The organism is Chelatococcus sp. HY11 (genome assembly GCF_018398335.1).
GTDB lineage: Bacteria > Pseudomonadota > Alphaproteobacteria > Rhizobiales > Beijerinckiaceae > Chelatococcus.
Map to the genome: position 1 here is coordinate 1,863,423 of NZ_JAHBRX010000002.1, position 19,755 is coordinate 1,883,177.

The 19,755-nt window shown below is 63.3% G+C and carries 18 protein-coding genes; 13 read left to right on the forward strand and 5 right to left on the reverse strand.

Features of this window, described 5'->3' with window-relative positions:
- The first annotated feature begins 222 nt into the window (after positions 1 to 222).
- From KIO74_RS29305 to KIO74_RS29320, 4 genes are all read left to right on the forward strand, one after another.
- Entirely contained in the window at positions 223 to 522 is a 300-nt protein-coding gene (locus tag KIO74_RS29305) for a hypothetical protein (protein ID WP_213338996.1), read from the forward strand.
- Between the two features lie 198 nt (positions 523 to 720).
- Positions 721 to 1,791 carry an HlyD family secretion protein gene (locus KIO74_RS29310; RefSeq protein WP_213338998.1) on the forward strand — a complete coding sequence of 357 codons (1,071 nt, stop codon included), beginning with the start codon at positions 721 to 723 and terminating at the stop codon, positions 1,789 to 1,791.
- Entirely contained in the window at positions 1,788 to 4,640 is a 2,853-nt protein-coding gene (rbbA, locus tag KIO74_RS29315; RefSeq protein ID WP_213339000.1) for a ribosome-associated ATPase/putative transporter RbbA, read from the forward strand. The genes KIO74_RS29310 and rbbA overlap by 4 nt, the downstream gene beginning before the upstream one ends.
- Positions 4,641 to 4,642: 2 nt before the next feature.
- A complete protein-coding gene (locus tag KIO74_RS29320; RefSeq protein WP_213339001.1) occupies positions 4,643 to 5,755 on the forward strand; it encodes an ABC transporter permease in 1,113 nt (370 codons plus the stop codon).
- Between the two features lie 110 nt (positions 5,756 to 5,865).
- On the opposite strand, the gene KIO74_RS29325 is transcribed toward KIO74_RS29320, so the two are convergent.
- Positions 5,866 to 6,339, reverse strand: a complete 474-nt coding sequence (locus tag KIO74_RS29325; RefSeq protein WP_213339003.1) for an Lrp/AsnC family transcriptional regulator — start codon at positions 6,337 to 6,339, stop codon at positions 5,866 to 5,868.
- A gap of 184 nt (positions 6,340 to 6,523) precedes the next feature.
- Here KIO74_RS29325 and KIO74_RS29330 point away from each other — a divergent pair, with 184 nt between their 5' ends.
- Positions 6,524 to 7,048, forward strand: coding sequence for a cysteine dioxygenase (locus tag KIO74_RS29330; RefSeq protein ID WP_249731521.1), 525 nt, complete (start codon positions 6,524 to 6,526; stop codon positions 7,046 to 7,048).
- Positions 7,049 to 7,120: 72 nt separating this feature from the next.
- Positions 7,121 to 7,828, forward strand: a complete 708-nt coding sequence (locus KIO74_RS29335; RefSeq protein ID WP_213339005.1) for a ribonuclease activity regulator RraA — start codon at positions 7,121 to 7,123, stop codon at positions 7,826 to 7,828.
- 10 nt (positions 7,829 to 7,838) lie between these two features.
- On the opposite strand, the gene KIO74_RS29340 is transcribed toward KIO74_RS29335, so the two are convergent.
- Both KIO74_RS29340 and KIO74_RS29345 read right to left on the reverse strand, forming a co-directional pair.
- Complete coding sequence (locus KIO74_RS29340; RefSeq protein WP_213339006.1) at positions 7,839 to 8,876, reverse strand: 3'-5' exonuclease; 1,038 nt, start codon at positions 8,874 to 8,876, stop codon at positions 7,839 to 7,841.
- Positions 8,877 to 8,985: 109 nt separating this feature from the next.
- Entirely contained in the window at positions 8,986 to 9,414 is a 429-nt protein-coding gene (locus tag KIO74_RS29345; protein WP_213339007.1) for an Lrp/AsnC family transcriptional regulator, read from the reverse strand.
- A 130-nt stretch (positions 9,415 to 9,544) separates the two neighbouring features.
- Between KIO74_RS29345 and ocd the strand changes: the two genes are divergently transcribed.
- The 3 genes from ocd to KIO74_RS29360 all read left to right on the forward strand — a co-directional run bounded on the left by ocd (position 9,545) and on the right by KIO74_RS29360 (position 12,672).
- Positions 9,545 to 10,600 (forward strand): ornithine cyclodeaminase, encoded by a 1,056-nt coding sequence (ocd, locus tag KIO74_RS29350; RefSeq protein WP_213339008.1) that lies wholly within the window; start codon positions 9,545 to 9,547, stop codon positions 10,598 to 10,600.
- Positions 10,600 to 11,595, forward strand: a complete 996-nt coding sequence (ctlX, locus tag KIO74_RS29355) for a citrulline utilization hydrolase CtlX (protein WP_502762138.1) — start codon at positions 10,600 to 10,602, stop codon at positions 11,593 to 11,595. Before ocd ends, ctlX begins: the two co-directional genes overlap by 1 nt.
- 93 nt (positions 11,596 to 11,688) lie before the next feature.
- On the forward strand, positions 11,689 to 12,672 hold the full coding sequence (locus KIO74_RS29360) for an NAD(P)H-quinone oxidoreductase (RefSeq protein WP_213339012.1): 984 nt from the start codon (positions 11,689 to 11,691) through the stop codon (positions 12,670 to 12,672).
- Here KIO74_RS29360 and KIO74_RS29365 read toward each other — a convergent pair.
- Positions 12,650 to 13,546 (reverse strand): polysaccharide deacetylase family protein, encoded by an 897-nt coding sequence (locus KIO74_RS29365; protein ID WP_213339014.1) that lies wholly within the window; start codon positions 13,544 to 13,546, stop codon positions 12,650 to 12,652. The two genes, KIO74_RS29360 and KIO74_RS29365, sit on opposite strands and share 23 nt — an antisense overlap.
- A 109-nt stretch (positions 13,547 to 13,655) precedes the next feature.
- Here KIO74_RS29365 and KIO74_RS29370 point away from each other — a divergent pair, with 109 nt between their 5' ends.
- Positions 13,656 to 14,639: a LysR substrate-binding domain-containing protein gene (locus KIO74_RS29370; RefSeq protein ID WP_213339017.1), complete on the forward strand. Its 984-nt coding sequence runs from the start codon at positions 13,656 to 13,658 to the stop codon at positions 14,637 to 14,639.
- Here KIO74_RS29370 and KIO74_RS29375 read toward each other — a convergent pair.
- Positions 14,606 to 15,583, reverse strand: coding sequence for an agmatinase family protein (locus KIO74_RS29375; RefSeq protein WP_213339023.1), 978 nt, complete (start codon positions 15,581 to 15,583; stop codon positions 14,606 to 14,608). The genes KIO74_RS29370 and KIO74_RS29375 overlap by 34 nt on opposite strands.
- Positions 15,584 to 15,908: 325 nt before the next feature.
- On the opposite strand from KIO74_RS29375, the gene KIO74_RS29380 reads away from it, so the two are divergent.
- From KIO74_RS29380 to KIO74_RS29390, 3 genes are all read left to right on the forward strand, one after another.
- Positions 15,909 to 16,910: an ABC transporter substrate-binding protein gene (locus KIO74_RS29380; protein WP_213339025.1), complete on the forward strand. Its 1,002-nt coding sequence runs from the start codon at positions 15,909 to 15,911 to the stop codon at positions 16,908 to 16,910.
- Between the two features lie 144 nt (positions 16,911 to 17,054).
- Complete coding sequence (locus tag KIO74_RS29385; protein ID WP_213339032.1) at positions 17,055 to 18,230, forward strand: amidohydrolase family protein; 1,176 nt, start codon at positions 17,055 to 17,057, stop codon at positions 18,228 to 18,230.
- A 13-nt stretch (positions 18,231 to 18,243) separates the two neighbouring features.
- Positions 18,244 to 19,749 (forward strand): class I adenylate-forming enzyme family protein, encoded by a 1,506-nt coding sequence (locus KIO74_RS29390; RefSeq protein ID WP_213339036.1) that lies wholly within the window; start codon positions 18,244 to 18,246, stop codon positions 19,747 to 19,749.
- The last annotated feature ends 6 nt before the right edge of the window (positions 19,750 to 19,755 follow it).

Sequence of the window (19,755 nt, forward strand, 5' to 3'; positions counted from 1 at the left end):
CTCATCATGTTCAGGTCGCGCTGCAAGTGGCTGATCCGGAGCTTTTTAACGTCAGGCGCTTCAACCCGTGGGTTGACGTCTTGGAACAGTCCCCACAACGGAGGCTAGTCTTGCACAGCTGCCTAGTCAACGGATGTTGACAGGCGGTTGACATGCGTCAAAGTGGTTTTCCGCTCTTCCGCTAGGCTACCCGGATTGGTTCTGGGCGGGTGTTTCAGGGAGTTGATCATGGTTTACTCAAAAACCGCCGCAAATGCGCCCTTCATGGGGGCAGACGGGATCCAACTGGCCTATCCTTTTGACACGTCCCTCCGTTTCTATGCAGGCTTTGCACGGCAGGCTCTGGAAGCCACCGCTCGCGGGCTGCAAGCCCAGGCCGATTACGTGAAGGACCTCGCGGCTTGCGAGAATCCGGCTGATATTCTGACATGCAGCAACGTTTATGCATGCCATATGCTGGAGGCCTGCCTGGAAGCAGGCCGGAATGCCGTGACTGCCACACGGCATCAGCCGGAAGGCTGATTTCTCATGCGAAGAACGTCATAGCCTGCTCCGCATCCCTTGTTCGCGGCCATCGCAAGCAGTGGTCCCTCGCGTGAGCGCTTGGCCGCTCCTCAGCACAAGACGGGATAGGAAATTCTGTGTCGATCGTTGAAGTGGGTGACACTTGCTCGTCTTACCCCGTACCCTTGAGCTGATGAGTTATACGGAGCTGATGTCATGACCTGGAGTAAAAGACCCTGGCTGTTCGCTGTTCTCGCGGTGATCGTGATCGGGGCGGCTTACTATGGTTGGCAGAAGCTGACAGGAAGCGATCTGCCCGTTGGCATCGCTTCCGGCAACGGCCGCATCGAAGCCGTCGAGATCGATATTTCGACGAAAACACCGGGACGCATCCGCGAAATCCTGGTTGACGAGGGAGATCTCGTTACCGCCGGTCAGGTGTTGGCGCGCATGGACACTGACCAGTTGGAAGCCCAGCGTCGGCAGGCGGAGGCTCAGTTGCGTCGCGCCGAGATCAGCATCGATACCGCGCGCAGCCTCGTCACGCAGAGGGAGGCTGAGCGGACGGCCGCTGAGGCGGTGGTCGCCCAACGCGAGGCGGAACTCGATTCGGCGGATCGCAAGCTGGCGCGCTCGGAACAACTGATCAAGACGAACGCCACATCGCAGCAGACGCTGGACGATGACAGGGCCGCCGCCCAGGGTGCGCGGGCAGCGATCAGCGCAGCCAAGGCCCAGCTTGCCGCTTCCGAGGCCGCGATCGGTGCCGCGAAGGCCCAGGTCATTGATGCGGAGGCGGCCGTCGATGCGGCCAAGGCACAGATTGAAAGCATCACGACTGATATCAACGACGCGGTGCTGAGGTCCCCGCGTGATGGCCGTGTCCAATATCGCGTGGCCCAGCCGGGCGAAGTTCTTTCAGCCGGTGGCCGGGTGCTTAATCTCGTCGATCTCAGTGAGGTCTACATGACCTTCTTCCTGCCGACGGCGCAGGCTGGGCGCGTGGCAATTGGCACGGATGTGCGCCTCGTTCTCGACGCGGCCCCGCAATATGTGATCCCTGCGACGGCAACCTTCGTGTCCGACGTCGCGCAGTTCACGCCCAGGAGTGTCGAGACCGAGGAAGAGCGGCAGAAGCTCATGTTCCGGGTCAAGGCCCGCATTCCCAAGGAACTCCTCAAGAAATACATCCAGTACGTGAAAACAGGCTTGCCCGGCATGGCCTATATCCGGCTTGATCCGAGCGCCGAATGGCCCGCGCGACTGTCGGGAACGCTCGTTCAATGACAACACCGTCGGCAGACCAGCCGTTGCCCACCTCGAATCCTGTCGTCCGCCTGAACGCCGTCAGTCTCGCCTATGGCAAGGTGCTCGCGTTGAAGAATGTGACGTTGGACGTGCCCGCCGGCCGCATGATCGGTTTGATCGGGCCGGACGGCGTGGGCAAGTCGAGCCTGCTGTCTCTCGTTGCCGGCGCGCGTGCCGTGCAGCAAGGCTCCGTGCATGTGCTCGGCGGTGATATCGCCGACGCCGCGCACCGGCTGGCTACCTGCCCGCGCATTGCCTATATGCCGCAAGGGCTCGGCAAGAACCTTTATCCAACCCTCTCTGTCTTCGAGAATATCGATTTCTTCGGTCGCCTCTTCGGCCATGGGCGGCAGGAACGCGAACGGCGCATTGGCGAGCTTCTTCAGCGCACGGGCATGGAGAAATTCGCCCACCGGCCCGCCGGCAAATTGTCCGGCGGCATGAAGCAGAAGACAAGCCTGTGCTGCTCGCTCATCCATGATCCTGATCTTCTGATCCTCGATGAGCCGACAACGGGTGTGGATCCGTTGTCGCGGCGGCAGTTCTGGGAACTGATCGACGATATCAGACGTGACAGGCCCGGCATGAGCGTCATCGTCGCCACCGCCTATATGGAGGAGGCCGCGCGCTTCGACTGGCTCGTCGCGATGAACGCGGGAGAGGTGCTGGCCACCGGCTCCCCCGCGAAACTCCTGGAACAGACGGGAACGGCCAATCTCGACGCGGCCTTTATCGCACTTTTGCCGGAGGATGAGCGGCGCGATCACAAGGCGGTGGTGATCCCGCCGCGCGCCGACGGCGCGGAAGCAGAGGTCGCCATCGAGGCCGAGCATGTCACCGTCCGCTTCGGTGACTTCACGGCCGTCAACAACGTGAGCTTCCGTATTCCGCGCGGTGAGATCTTCGGCTTCCTCGGCTCGAATGGTTGCGGCAAGACCACGACCATGAAAGTCCTCACGGGACTACTGCCCGCGAGCGATGGCACGGCGCGGTTGTTTGGTCGGGAGGTCGATCCCCGGGATATCGAGGTGCGCCGGCGTGTCGGTTACATGTCGCAGGCCTTCTCGCTCTACACGGAATTGACGGTCCGGCAGAACCTCGAGCTCCATGCCCGCCTGTTCAACCTGCCCGAGGCCGACATTCCCGGCCGCATCGCGGACATGACGCGACGTTTCGATCTCGAGGATGTGCTCGAGAGCTTGCCGGATGCCCTGCCGCTTGGCATACGCCAGCGGTTGTCGCTGGCGGTGGCGCTCATTCATTCGCCGGACATCCTTATCCTCGACGAGCCGACCTCCGGCGTTGATCCGGTGGCGCGCGACGGCTTCTGGCAGATCCTGTCCGACCTCTCGCGCAGGGATAACGTCACGATCTTCGTGTCGACCCACTTTATGAACGAGGCCGAGCTGTGCGACCGCATCTCGCTGATGCATGCCGGCAAGGTGCTGATCAGCGACACGCCAAAGGCCATCGTGGAGAAGCGTTCCGCAGCGACGCTCGAGGAGGCTTTCGTCGGCTATCTCGAAGATGCCATCAAAGACGCATCGGCCCAGGATGCGTCGCCCCAGGTTGCATCGCCCAAACACGCAGTGCCCACGCCTGCCACAGGAACGCGGCCGGATACGGCATCCGCGACCGCGGTGGAAGCCGCGCCCGTCGAGCCGCGGGAGGGGAAGCCCGCCGGGGAAGCCAGACGTCGCTTCTTCGACATTCGCCGTATGTTCGCCTACAGCGAGCGCGAGACGCTGGAACTGCGGCGCGATCCGATCCGCGCGACGCTGGCCATCCTGGGCTCCGTCCTGCTGATGTTCGTGATCGGCTATGGCATCAACATGGATGTCGAGGACCTGACCTTCGCGGTCCTCGACCGTGACGACACGACGGTCAGCCGCGACTACGTCCAGCAGATCGCAGGCTCGCGCTACTTTATCGAACAGCCGCCGATCACGAATTACGAGGATCTCGACCGGCGCATGGCGAGCGGCGAAATCAGCCTGGCCATCGAGATTCCCCCCGGCTTCGGTCGTGATGTCGCACGCGGCCGCGCCGTCGAGGTGGGCGCCTGGATCGATGGCGCCATGCCGCAGCGCGCCGAGACCGTGCGTGGCTATGTGCAGGGCATGCATCAGACCTGGCTGACCCAGAAGGCACGGGAGCTTTATGGCAATGCCGCCACGATCGGCAATTTCCAGCTTGAAATACGCTACCGATACAATCCGGACGTCCAGAGCCTGGTCGCGATGGTGCCCGCGGTCATCCCGCTCCTTCTTCTGATGATCCCCGCGATGCTCGCCGTCCTTAGCGTCGTGCGGGAGAAGGAACTCGGTTCCATCATCAACTTCTACGTGACGCCGGTTACAAAAATGGAGTTCCTGCTTGGCAAGCAGCTTCCTTATATCGGGCTGGCGATGCTGAACTTCCTGATGCTGACAGCTTTCGCGGTCTTTGTGTTCCGGGTGCCGTTCACTGGCAGCTTCCTCACCTATACTATGGCGGCTCTCCTGTATGTCATCTTCACGACCGGCATGGGCCTCGTGATGTCGACATTCATGAGCAGCCAGATCGCCGCGATCTTCGGCACGGCTATCATCACGCTCATCCCGGCCGTCCAGTATTCAGGCATGATCGATCCGGTGTCGTCGCTTGAGGGGGCGGGGGCCTTCATCGGACGGATTTATCCGACGACCTATTTCATGACGATTTCGCGCGGCACCTTCTCAAAGGGGCTCGATTTCAGCGATCTCGCGAGTTCCTTCGTGCCACTTATGATCGCCGTGCCTGTCATGTTCGGCCTCGGGACGCTGCTTCTCAAGAAACAGGCGAGTTGACCATGCGGCTCGCGAATGTATTCAATCTCGGTATAAAGGAGCTCCGGGGGCTGGTCCGCGACCCCATGCTCCTAATCCTGATCGTCTATTCGTTCACGCTCGCCGTCTATACGGCCGCCACGGCGATGCCGGAAACGCTCAATCGCGCCGCGATCGCGGTGGTCGACGAGGATCAGTCACCCGTTTCATCCCGAATCCTGACAGCGTTCTATCCTCCCTATTTCGTCGTGCCTCGAGTGATCAGCCCTCATGAGATGGACGCGCGGATGGACGCGGGGCTCGATACCTTCGCCATCGATATTCCGCCCAATTTCCAGCGCGATCTCCTCGCCGGTCGCTCCCCGACCATACAGCTCAATATCGATGCGACGCGGATGTCCCAGGCCTTCACGGGCGGCGGCTATATCCAGACGATCGTATCTGGGGAGGTTACAGAGTTTCTCAACCGTCATCGCGGCGAGGTTGACGTACCTGTCGCGCTCGCCTTGCGCGCGCGCTTCAATCCCCAGCTCTATAGAGGCTGGTTCGGTGCCATCAATAACATCATCTCATCGATCACGATGCTCTCCATCGTTCTGACGGGAGCCGCGCTGATCCGTGAGCGTGAGCACGGCACGATCGAGCATCTTCTGGTGATGCCGGTCACAGCCACCGAGATCATGGTGAGCAAGATCTGGTCCATGGGGCTTGTCGTCCTGCTTGCATCCAGCCTGTCCATCATCTTCATTGTCCAGGGCATTCTCGCCGTGCCGATCCAGGGCTCCGTCGCGCTCTTTTTGGCGGGCACGGCGCTGCAACTCTTCGCCACCACATCGATGGGGATTTTTCTCGCGACCGTCGCTGGATCTATGCCGCAGTTCGGCTTGCTGCTGATGCTCGTTCTGCTGCCGCTGCAGGTCCTGTCGGGGGGGATGACGCCGCGGGAAAGCATGCCGGAGGTCATCCAGACGATCATGCTGGCTGCGCCCAACACGCATTTCGTGATGCTGGCGCAGGCCGTCTTGTTCAGGGGCGCGGGCTTGTCGGTGGTCTGGCCACAATTCGCGGCCCTGGCTCTGATTGGCGGGGTTCTCTTTTTCCTCGCGCTGCGCCGTTTTCGCCGCTTCCTGCGCTGATCGCGCCGCGAAGTTTGATCTCAAAGGCTATCAATCGCCCGGAAACGGTAAGATTTCACTCACGTGCCGACTAGCCTGTGTTGTGTGAAGACGCTTGAGGTCCGGTTGGCCTAGGACGTTCCGGCGCTGGCAAGGGATATGGCGGTGGTCGATTTCAGCTCTTCCATAGCGAACATGGATGTGACGTCACTCAGCTCAATCCGCGAGATCAATTTCTTGTAGAGCGCGTCATAGGCACTGATATCGGCAATATAGGCCTTGAGCAGATAGTCGATATCACCGCTCATACGGTAGAAATCGATGATCTCCGGCAGTTCACGGACGGCATCGTGAAACTGTTCAAGCCATTTGAGCGAATGGACGTTGGTCTTGACGGCGATGAACACCGTGACGCCGACGCCAAGCTGCTTGCGGTCCAGCAGCGCCACACGCTTGCGGATGATGCCGCTCGCCTCGAGCTTTTGGATACGTCGCCAGCATGGCGTCTGCGACAGCCCGACCTGCGCGGCGATCTCCGCGAGGGGCAGGCTCGCATCGTCCTGCAGCAAGGCCAGAATCTTCCGGTCGAAGGCGTCGAGTTTCATGCGCGGCAGTATGGTTGGATGAAACCCTGTGTCAATGCGCTTGGTTAGCACGCAAAATCATTCTCGATTCACGTCATGAATGGAAAAAAATTCTCCAGGCGCTGAGATCGCGGGCCAAACTCGCAAACCTATTTCCCGGGCTAGGACGTAGAATTCTCTCGTGGTGCCGGAGAGAGGAGCTGTCATGCAGGGACTGTTGATCAACGAGATGCGCGGCAGCGCGCTCCTGCGTGGTCTGCACACCGACTCCGATACGCTGTCGCGGGATTATCTCAAGGCAGCGCGGCGGGTTCTTGAGGATCTCGTCGCGCAGCCCGCTCCATTCGCGGGGTTGTCCTTGCAGCGGAAGCCCGGCGGCTATGCCCGCAACCTGCTGGCCGGCGATGCACAGGTCAGCATCTGGGCGATGGTCTGGAGCCCCGGCTGCGCGACATCCATCCATGATCACCATTGTTCCTGCTGCTTCGGGGTTGTGAGCGGCGTTGTACGCGAGACCTGGTACCGCGCCATCACTGCGACGCAGGCGGTGCCGGCCGAGGTGCATGACCGCGCGCCCGGCTATGTCGCCTGCATGTTGCCGTCAGGGCCGAATATCCACCGTATGGAGAACTGCGGTGACAGCGAGGCGATTTCCATCCACATCTACGGTTTCGATCATCAGATGCACGCCTCGTCCATTGAAACGGAATACACGGTCGCCAAGCTCTGAGCACGCGGCCCTTGTCCCACGCCGCCGCGCGACGTAGTCATACGTCACCCAATTCTGGCGAGGACAAGTTCAATGGCGCTTTCCCCCGATCTGCGCGCGACGCTCGAAGGCGTCTCCACCGCGACGCTGACGACCGTGTTGCTGAAGAAGGGATTGCGTAACGTCTGGATCCGCGGCGCCAAGCCGCTGCGGGCAGGCCAGGGCAAATTCGTCGGCCCCGCCTTCACCCTTCGCTTCGTGCCGGCACGCGAGGATCTGGCTACCCCAGCGTCCTGGGCCTCGCCGATCTCGACGCGCGCTGCCATCGAAGCCATGCCAGAAGGCGTCATTGCCGTCGTCGATGCGATGGGCGTGACAGACGCCGGCATCTTCGGCGACATTCTCTGCGCGCGCATGGCTAAGCGCGGCGTGGCCGCCCTCATCACCGATGGCGTGGTTCGCGACATCGCCGGCGTCGAGACCTCGGGCCTTCCCGTCTGGTGCCAGGGCGTCGCGGCGCCACCGTCCGTGGCCGGGCTCACTTTTGTCGGCTGGCAGGAGCCCGTGGCCTGCGGTGGCGTCGCCATCTTCCCCGATGACGTCATCGTGGTCGACGATGACGGTGCCGTCGTCATTCCCGCCGCGCTCATGGAGGCGGTTGCTGCCGAGGCGGTCGATCAGGAGCGCATGGAAGCCTGGATCATGCAGGAGGTGGATCGCGGCCTGGCGCTGCCCGGCCTCTATCCCATGAATGATGAGACCAAGCAGCGCTATCAGCAATTCCTGAAGAACAACCCCTGACCCGCCGAGATCATCGCGCGGACTTGAAGCGCTCGAGGGCGGTAATGCGGTCAACACGCGGCTCGGCATCGCGCTGGTAGATGTCGGTCCGCAGGAATTGCAGTTCAGCCTCGAGGGTCTCCTCGGTTGTCTCGACCCACCAGGATTTGGGACGCCCATCGGAGCCGTCGTTCCAACGATAGCCGCGTCCCTTCAGCACGTCCTTCATGTCGAAGGGGCTGTGTTCGGCCCAGATGCGGTAGCGGGCGCGGCGGGCGCTGGCGAGAAGTCGTGGAAAGGCCGATCCGCTCCCCTCCTTAAGGGGTGCTCCAAGCACTTCGAGCAAGGCGTGGCAGTCGTCCACCGCGCGATGGCCATTGTGGAACCAGCCGGACTGGCCGACGAGATAACCGAGCTTGACGCCCTCGAACCCAAGGCTAGCCCAGTCGATTTCCGAGGCTGAGCAGGCCCAGGCCTTGACGTCGAAGCCGCGCGTCAGCTTCTCGCAGAACGGCCGGTCGAAGCGGGCGTTGTGGGCGATGACAAGAGATGCCGGCTCGATGAACCGGGTGATGGCATCAAGGTCGAGAACCTTGCCCGCGACCATCTCCGGCGTGATCCCGGTAATGCGCACGCTCTCGGCGCTGATGGGGATGCTCGGCTCGCGCAATTCGCTGAATGTGGCGATCACGTCGCCGAAGCCGCCATCGTCCTTGTAGGTGACGGCGACCATGCCGAGTTCGATCACCTCATCCCTGGTGTGATCGAGGCCTGTCGTCTCCACATCGACGATGACCGCGACCTTCTCATCCGGCAGGGGCGCGCGGGCGACGACTGGCCGGAACTGTAGCTGACGCAGGATGCGATAGCGGCCGGACCGTTCCAGTTCGCAAGCCCAGGCTTCCTGCTGCGCGTCGTAGGCGACGACCGGAAGACGGCCGACAGCCGGCGGGGCAGCAACTGCTTTGGTGCGTGCCCTGCGGCGCGGTTTCTCCCGCGCTTCCGCTTCCAGCGGGTCTGGTTCCCCGTCGAGCAGCGCGAAGAAATTGGGTTGCTGTGCCGATGCCATCGATCCTCCGGCTGTTGGCAGGATGCTGCGCTCGGTGGCGGGCGATTCGCAACCGCGGCCACAGCCCAGACATGAGGATCTCACAGCAAATTGGCGGGCTGATGTCCGTCTATTCCACCGACGAGAGCAGGATGCTGGTCTCGCTGTTCAATATTCCGTTGATCGTACGCACCTCGCGGAGCACGCGGTCGAAATCGCTCAGGCTCGATGCGCGGATCTCCGCCACAAGGTCCCAGGCGCCGTTGGTCGTGTGGAGGGAGTGTAGCTCCGGCAAGCCCCGCAGCTGCTTGATGACTGCTGTGGTCGAGCGGCCGGTGACCTCGATCAGCATGATCGCCCGGATGGTGTTGGCGTCGTAATCTTGACGGGAGCGGATGGTGAACCCGAGTACCGCGCCGCTTTCGAGCAGCCGGTCAAGGCGGCTTTGCACGGTGGCGCGCGAGATACCGAGAATCGTCGCGAGCTTCGATATCGGCGCCCGCCCGTCCTCACGCAAGGCGGCGATCAGCTGGCGATCGAGATCATCGAAGATATGCATCTGTCCACTATGCGCAATCTGATTGAGCAGTTTGCTCAAAATACCGGAGAGATTCGTACAGCTTATCAATTTTAGCTGCAATTCGCTCGGGATACAATTTCCGGAATGATATCAGCGCGTGGAGGCGGCTATGGTCCAGTATGTCGGCGTCGACAATATGATCCGGCTGGTCGAGACGATCGGCGTCGAGCCCTTTCTCGTCGGGCTCGCGGGATATATCGAGGAAGACTTTCGTCGCTGGGCCGCGTTCGAGAAGGCGCCACGGGTCGCCAGCCACTCCCGGGACGGCGTCATCGAGCTCATGCCCGCCAGTGACGGCGCCCTCTACGGCTTTAAATATGTCAACGGTCACCCGAAGAACACACGGTCCGGCCTGCAGACCGTCACGGCCTTCGGTGTCCTGTCCGACGTCGCGACCGGCTACCCCAAGCTTCTGTCTGAAATGACCATCACGACCGCCTTGCGGACCGCAGCGACGTCGGCGCTCGCGGCCCGCTATCTCGCACGCCCGGATGCATCCAGCATGGCGATCATCGGCCTTGGCGCGCAGTCCGAGTTCCAGGCACTCGCCTTCAAGGCCTTGCTGGGCATTCGCAACCTGCGGATCTTCGACATCGACCCCGCCGCGACCGCCAAGTTCCGCAGCAACCTTTCAGGCTATGGCTTCTCGATCACCAGCGCCGCCAGTGCCGAAGAGGCAGTGCTCGGCGCCGATATCATCACGACCGTGACCGCGGACAAGCTCAACGCCACTATTCTCAGCGACAACATGGTCGGGGCGGGCGTGCATATCAACGCGGTTGGCGGAGACTGCCCGGGAAAGACAGAGCTTCATCGCGACATCCTGCTGCGCGCCGATGTCTTCGTCGAATTCCCTGAACAGACACGCATCGAGGGTGAAATCCAGCAGATGGAGGCTGACTTTCCGGTGACTGAGCTCTGGCGCGTCATTGCCGGCGAAGCGCCCGGACGACGCGCGCCGGAGCAGATTACGCTGTTCGATTCGGTCGGCTTTGCGACAGAGGATTTTTCCGCGCTGCGCTATTTGCGGGACCGCGTGGCGGGCACGGATTTCTTCGACGAGATCGATCTCGTGACCGAGCCCGAGGATCCGCGCGATCTCTTCGGACTGATCGCCAGGCACCATGGCGCGGCTGCCATGACTTCGACCGGAGGGGCGCGATGATGGCCCATAAATTGTCCGTCCAGGCGCCGCGCAGCGTCGTCATGATCCGCCCGCATCACTTTTCGCCGAACCCCGCCACGGCTCACGACAACGCCTTCCAGGCGCAGGACGGTGAACGGACGGCCGAGGCGATCGCGGGAGCGGCCTATGACGAGGTGAGCCGCGCCGCGGACCAGCTCGCCGGTGCGGGGATAACGGTTCACCTCTTCGAGGACCAGAGCCGTGACACTCCGGATTCGGTCTTCCCCAACAACTGGTTCTCGACCCACGCCGGCGGCCATGTTGCCATCTATCCCATGTTCTCGCCCAGCCGCAGGCGGGAGCGGCGCGGCGATGTCATCGAGATGCTGAAGCATCGCTATCGGGTGCAGGACGTCATCGACTATTCCGGCCTGGAGCAGGATGCGGTCTATCTCGAGGGTACCGGGGCGATGGTACTGGATCATATCGAGCGCGTCGCCTATGCCGCGCGGTCCAACCGCACCAACGAAGTGGCGCTCGAGCGCTTCTGCACGCATTTCAACTTCGAGCCGGTGGTGTTCGACGCGGTCGATCGCGATGGCCGGCCGATCTACCACACCAATGTGCTGATGTGCATTGGCACGGACTTCTGCATGATCGGCCTCTCCGCGATCTCCAATCCAGAACGCCGAGCGGAGATTGCCGGTCGCTTCGCGGACACGGGCCGCGTGGTGATCGACCTGACGCACGGCCAGGTCAATGAGTTTGCCGGCAATGCCATCGAACTCGACGGGCGAGACGGCAGGGTGCTTGCCTTGTCGACCCGGGCGCTCCGTGCCCTGACGGCGGACCAGCGCTCGGCGCTGGAAAGCCATGTTGGACTACTGCCTCTCGATGTGCCGACTATCGAACTGGCCGGCGGCTCCGTGCGCTGTATGCTGGCGGGGATCCATTTGGCGCCGCGGGGCGCGGCAAGGAGCGCCACGGGCCGTATGCCCCGTCACGCATCCGAAGAAGCATCACTCGCCCTATGATGGTGGAGTCCCGGTCCGACCAGCTGAAACAGCGGGCATTTTCAGTCACACTGCCCTATACCGCCTCATACATTGAACCTACATGGATGGCACATGCGCGCCGTTATCCTGGCTGAGACGGGCGGACCGGACGTCCTGCATATCACGGAAATCGAGGACCCTGCGGCCAAGCCGGGCGAGGTCGTCATTGCGGTGGAGGCGGCGGCGCTGAACTTCGCCGACCTCATGCAGCGCAATGGTACCTATACCAAAGGCGTCGCTCTCCCGACAATTCTCGGCATCGAATGCTCCGGTGTGATCATCGAGGTCGGTGAGGGTGTCGCGGGGTGGAAGAAAGGCGACCGGGTCTGCACGCTCGTCCCCGGCGGAGGCTATGCCGAGCGGGTTGCTGTTTCCGCGAGTCAGCTCCTGCCCTTGCTGCGCGGGATCGACCTTTTGACGGCGGCGGCGCTTCCAGAGGCGGCCGCGACGGTATGGTCCAACCTCATCGACACTTGCGCGCTAGCGCCGGGAGAGGTTCTCCTGGTCCATGGCGGCACGGGCGGCATCGGCTCCTTTGCCGTGCAGGCCGGCCGGGCCTGGGGGGCGGAGGTTCTGGCGACAGCTGGAAGCGAGGACAAGCTGCGGCGTTGCGAGGAGCTCGGCGCAAGCCGCGCGATCTCCTATCGGACAGAGGATTTCGCGCGCGAGGTTCTCGCCCACACTGACGGGCGCGGGGCCGATGTCGTTCTCGACAACATGGGAGCCTCCTATCTCCCGAAGAACATCGAGGCTCTCGCCAAGGATGGGCGCATCGCGGTCATTGGCCTGCAGGGCGGTCGCGAGGTGTCGCTCTCGCTCGCCGCGCTCTTCGCAAAACGGGCGTCGCTGTTCACCACATCATTGCGGGACCGGCCCGCCGCCGCCAAGGATCGGATCATCGCCGGTGTAAGACGCGATCTCTGGCCGCATCTCGAAAGCGGACGCATCAAGCCGGTGGTCGACCGGATCTTCCCCCTGGCCGAGGCCGCCGCCGCCCATCGCTACATGGAGGAGGGGCGGCATGTCGGGAAAATCATTCTGAGGGCGGGCGGCTGAGGTGGTGGGGCCCGCCGGCGTCCGCCTCGCAGGCTTCGTAGTGCTCCATGATTTCGCGGCCCGTCGCGATCCAGACATCGTCATAGGCGCGGACGTGGGTCAGGAAATCGTCGAGGATGCGGATGCGCATGGGCCGCCCGGTCACCTGCGGATGCATGACCATGGTCGTGACGCCGCCCCATTCCCGCGTCTGGTCGAATTCGTCACGCCAGATGGACAGTACGGCTTCGCGGCCAAACAGCGCCCTGGGGCTGGAGCGATGCGTGAGGCCGTAGCTCCAGTCGTCGAAGCTGTAATTCACGGGGATCTCGACCGGCCCCGCGCCCTGGGGCAGGACATGGCGATAGGGACGGATGTCATCCCGCCAGGAACTGGAATAGCGGATGCCGCGATCCACGAGCAATTGCAGAAGGGCGGGGAAGCTCTCGCCCCACGGCGCCCTGTAGCCGACCGGCGTGATGCCAAGCACACGCCGCATGGCGTCGAGGCCCCGGTCGATCTCCTCGATCATGACATCGAAGCGCCCGGCGTCCGGCTTCAGATGCAGATAGCCGTGGTGGGCAATCTCGTGGCCGGCGGCGAGGATAGCCTCGCAGCTTCTTGTATGGGCCTCGACGGCCCAGCCGGTCACGAAGAACGTGGCGCGGATCTCGTGACGCGCCAGCAGTTCGAGGATCTTCGGGATGCCGACACGGGCCTCGTAACCGCCGTAGGAGAGGGTGACGTGGCGGTCGGCATTGGCGGGATCGCCGCCGAGCCAGACCGACTCCGCGTCCACGTCGAAAGCTGGGAACAAGGCGCACCGCTTGCCCTGCGGCCAGGGAAATTCAGGGGCGGGCGGAGCGGGATTGGCGGGGGCGGGGATAGTCGTCATGCGGAAGCCTCGGGATTAAGCGGAATGCGAGGATCGGCAAGGCGCTTGCCGGGTGTGGTTATGATAGACACGATGAGCAACGGGGAGATGGTGCGGCCGATGGCGGACGATGGGCAGCGGCATTCAGGGCGGGGCGGGCTGCATGGTCGCGCGTAACCTGCCGCTCGCCACCCTGCGCACCTTCGATGTGGCGGCGCGCCACGGGAGCCTGACGAAGGCAGCCACCGAGCTGAACCTGACGGATAGCGCGGTCAGCCACCAGCTGCGCAAGCTGGAAGAGGCGCTCGGTTTCGATCTCTTCGAGAAATCCGGCCGCGGTGTCGCCCTCACCGACGCCGGCCGCATCTTTGCGCGCTCCGTGGGAGCGGCTTTGCAGGACATCGCCCGGACCGCGCACAGTCTTGTCGATGCCGACGCTGAGGGCGGCCGTCTGATGATCGCCTGCTCGCCGATGTTCGCCAGCAAATGGCTCGCCCGGAATTTGCCGGCCTTCTGCGAGGACCATCCGGCGATCGAATGCCATATTCACCTCTCCGAGAACGACCGCGTGGCCGAGGTGGCTGACGCGGACATCGGCATCCAGTTCGGGACCGGGGACTGGCCAGGCAAGCGCTCCTTCCTCCTGGAGAATGTCTCTATCGCCCCGGCTTGCAGCCCGCTCCTGTTCCAGCGCGCCGGACGCACGCTGACGCGCGCGTCCGATCTGCGCGACGTGGTGCTTCTCCACCGCGATGACGGCTCCGAATGGCGCCGCTGGCTGGCGGATGAGGGCGAGCATGATTTCAGCCTCTACCGCCGGCACCTCTATTGCAACGACCTCAGCGTCGCCATGGACATGGCGGTCGAGGGCGCCGGCGTCGTGATGGTCAGCGATACGCTCTCCATGGCCCATGTGCGCGAGGGTAGCCTCATGCGCCCTTTCGCGGCGATGATCCAGGCAACCGGCGGCTGGTATGTCGTCTGCGACGGCTACCGGTTGGAGCGTTCGAGCAATCGCCTCTTCCTGCATTGGCTGATGGGTCGCTTCGGGAAGCTGCTGACGCTCAATGGCGAGAGTGATCACGCCGCCGAGGTGCGTGATGACAACCCATAGAGCAGGCTGAGGATCAGTGACGCGCCGCTGGCACCCGTGATGTTGCGCGGGTCGAAGGGGGGCGAGATTTCCACGAGATCGGCGCCGATCAGCTTGTTGCTCGCGCCGATCTTGCGCATGGCGAATTGCACGTCATGGAGATCGAGCCCGAAGGGGTTGGGCGCCGCGGTTCCTGGCGCCTGCGCGTGGGACAGGCAGTCGATATCGACGGAGAGATAGATCGCATCCGTTCCCTCGCCGGCGATCGCCAGTGCCTGCTCGACGACCGTGGCGATGCCGCGCTCCCGTACCTCAAGGCCGGAGATGACTGTGACACCCATCTCCTTGGCGTAATCGTCGAGCTGTGGCGAATTGGTGAACTCGGCCATGCCGACCTGCACGAGGTTGCGGCCGTTGAGGAGGGTGCCGGGAAGCTCGAGTGCCTTGCGGAACGGCACGCCGCTCGACTCGGCCCCGAGATGGGCCTTGCGCAGGTCGTGATGGGCGTCGAAATGGATGACGCCGAGCTTCTTGGCCGGGCCCATGGCCTCGATGACACCGCGGAGGTTTGGGAAGGCGATGGAGTGATCGCCGCCGATCATCACCGGCACAATGCCGCGCGACACGAGCTGGCGCACGGTCTCGGTAATGCGCGCGAAGGTACCTTCCATATCGGTCAGCACGACCTCGACATCGCCGATGTCCGCGGCGCGGAAATCGGTCATGGCGCGGCGATCGCGGCTCGAATAGGTGGTGAAATACATCATCGCCTGGCGCACCGCGTCAGGCCCGTGGCGGGAGCCCGTGCGAACGACCGAGGCGCCGTCATAGGGCACGCCGACAAGCGCACAGTCGAGATCCAGGGTCCCGTCCCAGGTGAGCCATGCACCGGCGCGATGCTCGGCGACATCGCCCTTCATGGTATTGACGACAAGCCCCGGGGGCAGAAGATCGAGAGATGTCACGGAACGCTCCTAGCCAATTCTGGCGGCTAGTTAGGCATCGAAGAGGATCCGCGTGAAGTGATCGATTGTCAGTGATCGCCTGAAGAAATTTCATCGATTGGCGATTTGACGCCACCTTATGCAGGGCGCCTCATTTTTAAACATGATGCTACGTCATGTCTTTGCTGATGAATAATCAGTTGTGCCCCTGTCGCGGCTCTTGCTTCATAGCTGCAATGATAGCCGTGTCTGATCGTCGGTGGGCGCTGGGGCGCCGGGTCCACCAGAAAGGGCCGGCCATGTGAGGCCGCATTTCCATAAAGCGATCGCCAGAGAGGGGTAATCCATGAAGTTTCCGCGTTTCCTGTCGTTGTGTCTCGCGCTCGGCCTCTCCGTGCCGGCCGCGTCAGCCGCGCTGGCGCAGGCCAAGACCCCCACGCCCGTCAAGATCTCGATGCATTTCAACGTGCCGCAGCTGTCCTGGTACGGTTTGTACTGGGCGGACGAGAAGGGCTACTACAAGGATGCGGGGCTCGACGTGAGCTTCCAGTATCTGCGCGGGTCGCCACTTGCCGTTCAGGCGACCGGCGCGGCGCAATCCGAGCTCGGGATTGCCGCCGCCGACTCGGCCCTGGCCGGCGGCATCCAGGGACTGCCGATCAAGGTCATCGCCAATCATCTCCAGAAGGACGCGACCGGCGTCATCGTCGACAAGGCCAAGGGACCGGTCACAAGCTTCAAGGATCTCGGCGGCAAGACCATCGTGACGTCGGATTCGACGACGCTTGCGACCTTGCTCCGCGCCGCGCTGAAGCGCAGCGACATGACCGACAAGGTCAAGGTGCTTTCGGTCGATCCCCAGACGGTCTGCACCCTGATGCTCGCCGAACGGGCCGACGGCTGCACGGGCTTCGAGTTCGCCCATGCGCTGCAGGTCAAGGCGAAAGGCGTCGAGCCGCTGTTCCTGCCGTTCAACACGGATGAATACCCGATCCTTGGTCATGTCATCATGGCCAACAGCGACTTCCTCGCCAAGAACCCCGACGCCGTGAAGGCCTTCCTGGCGGCAACCGCCCGAGGCTACGCTGAGGCATCCGCCGACATCCCGGCCACCGTGGCGATGATGGGCCGTATCGATCCGACGCAGCCGAAAGAGACCCTGCCGCAGGCCATCAAGATCATTGCCGATCTGACGGAGAGCCCGCGTTCGAAGGAACACGGCTGGGGCTGGATGGACGATACGTCCTGGAACAATCTCTATAACGGCCTCGCGGAGGGTGGTGTGCTGAAGCCCGGCTACAAGGTGTCGGATCTCTACACGAACGACTATCTGCCGGCCAAGAAATAGGCGGGTTGCTCTCAAGAGGCGCCCGCGTCGATGACACGTGGGTGCCTTTTGCGTGTCTGGGGCTATTCCGCTATGCCCCCGATACCACACCGTTGGGCGGCAAGAGGTCAGCGCGTTCCGCGTTCAGCAAGAGGTTGCAAGCTCGTGTCAAAATCGTCGAAGGCGACCGCCTGCCTGGTGATTGAGGGCGCGGAGGTTTACGCACCAGCACCGCTCGGCACGACGTCTGTCGTCGCCGGCGGCGGCCGGACCCTATGGCTCGGCGACGACGCGGCGCATCAGCTTGCGAGCCTTGAGGGCGTCAGGCGGATTGATGCGCGCGGGCTCCGGCTCATTCCGGGGCTCATCGACCAGCATATCCATTTCGTCGGCGGCGGCGATGCCAACGGCCCACGCGGGCGCGTCGAGGAACTGACGGCGCGGCAATTATTGTCCGCTGGCACGACGACAGCGGTCGGTCTGCTCGGCGTCGACAACGAAACCCGCGATTTACGGCTTCTGCTTCGCAAAGCGCATGAATTGCGCGCTGGGGGCGTGACCGCCTTCATCTATACCGGCGGCATGCCGCTGCCGGCCCGGCATCTTCTCGACAGCATCTGCGCCGATGTGTCCTTCATCGACCAGGTGATCGGCGCGAAATCCGCCGTCGCGGAGCGTCTGCATCCCAATCGCGACTGGAATGATCTGGCAGACCTCGCTGGCCAGGTGATGCGGGCGCGCGCGATGTCCGGCAAGGCGGCTGTGTTGCACTGCCATGTCGGTTCGCTCGACGAGGCGCTGGCGCCTCTCGTCCGGCTTGTGGACGAGTTGGATATGCCGATCGAGCAGATCATCCCGACGCATGTCAACCGCACTCCGGATTTCTCACCGGTCTTCGAGGAGGCGATCGCCTTCGCCCTGCGCGGCGGCACCATCGACATGACCTGCTGCGTCTCCAGGTTGGATGGAAACCTGACGGGCGTCGATGTTCCTGACGCCATGCGCATTTGTCTGGAGAGAGGCGTCCCGCTCGCGCAGATCACGGTCTCGACTGACGGGAATATCCCGGCCGCGGTGCGGGATGCGGATGGCAAGCTCACGGGTTACCGCACGGTGCCGCCGAGCGTGCTCTTCCGCGACCTGGTGCGAATGGTGCATGAGCTCGGCCTTCCCCTTGATCAGGCGCTCCAGCCCATGACGACCAACGTTGCGCGCGTGCTGGGTCTCGATGCGCGCAAAGGCCAGGTGGCCCCCGGTTTCGACGCGGACTACGTGCTCATCGACCAGAACGATCTCGTCCATACGGTGATCGCCGGCGGCGCGGTGGTCTTCCAGCAGTAAAGGCATTTTTCTGATGGTGATGTTCAGCAATCTCGGCGCGGCCCTGTCGACCCATGTTCCGGCCGAACAGGCCGCGATCATCGATCTCGGGTCCGCTGAGCCGCGCAGCTACAGCTACGCGGAGCTCGATGCGCTGATATCAGCCTATGCACGCGGCTTTGTGCGGCGGGGCATCGGACCCGGCGAGCGCATCGCCATCGTCGCCGCCAACAGCGTGCATTTCATCGCCATCGCTTTCGGAGCGCTCCGGGCCGGCATCACGGTCGTACCGGTGAACTACAAGCTGCCGCCGTCTCTGGTGGCTTTCATCCTGGAGGATAGCGACGCCCGGCTGGTGTTCTGCGATGGGCCGCGCGAGCCGCTCGTCCCAGCCTCCTACGAGCGCATCCGCATGGACGATCGCGGGGAGGGGACGGCGCTTGCCCAATTCCGCGATCCCGGTCCTTTCACGGCTGTTGAACCTGGGCCGCAAGACGTCGCCATGATCATCTACACGTCCGGTTCCTCGGGTGTGCCGAAGGGGGTGATCTTCTCCCACCGGGGACATCTGTGGGCGCTCGATCACCGCACCAGCGCCAACAGCCCCGTCGGCCAGCGCACCATCGTCGCGGCACCGCTCTATCACCAGAACGGTCTTGCCTCGTCGCAGGCGACGCTCGGCAGCGGCGGCACGGTGATCCTGCTGCCGAGCTTCGAGGTGGAGACCTTCGTGCGGGCGATCGCCGCCTATGGCGTCGAGATGATCACGGCCGTGCCGACCATGATCGCGATGCTCGCCCGCCGCACGGACCTTCTCCAAGAGCTCGATTTTTCCAAGGTCAAGCTGGTGCGCGTCTCGTCCGCGCCGGCAACGCCGGAGCTGATGGCCGACATCAGGCGGATTTTCACCAATGCGAAGGTGGTCAACGGCTTCGGCACGACCGAGGCAGGCCCGATCTTCTTCGGCCCGCATCCCGATGGCCTGCCGCAGCCGGACATGTCGGTCGGTTATGCGCATCCGGCGGTGGAGCTGCGGCTCGTCGAGGACGGCAAGGTGCGGCCGGACAAGGGTGTCCTGCAGATCCGCAGCCGCGCCGTCATGATGGGCTATCTGAACAAGCCCGAACTCTCCGCGAAGTCGATGACCGATGACGGTTTCTACATCACCGGCGACATCTTCGAGCGCGACGCCGACGGCTTTTATTTCTTCGTGAGCCGCGCCGACGACATGTTCGTCTGCGGTGGCGAAAATGTCTTTCCCGGTGATGTCGAGGCCATGCTGATGCAATTGCCCGCTGTCGCCGAGGTCTGCGTCGTGCCGGTGCCTGACGCCATCAAGGGCCAGAAGCCGGTCGCCTTCGTCGTGCCGAAGCGCGGCGAAAGCGTGAGCGAGGACGAGGTGAAGGCTTTCGCCTTGGCCAACGGCCCCGCCTACCAGCATCCGCGGCGCGTTTTCATCGTGCCGGAACTCCCGCTCGCCTCGACCAATAAGGTCGACAGGCGGGCCCTGACCGAACGCGCGCTGGCGCTGACGTCATAAAACCAA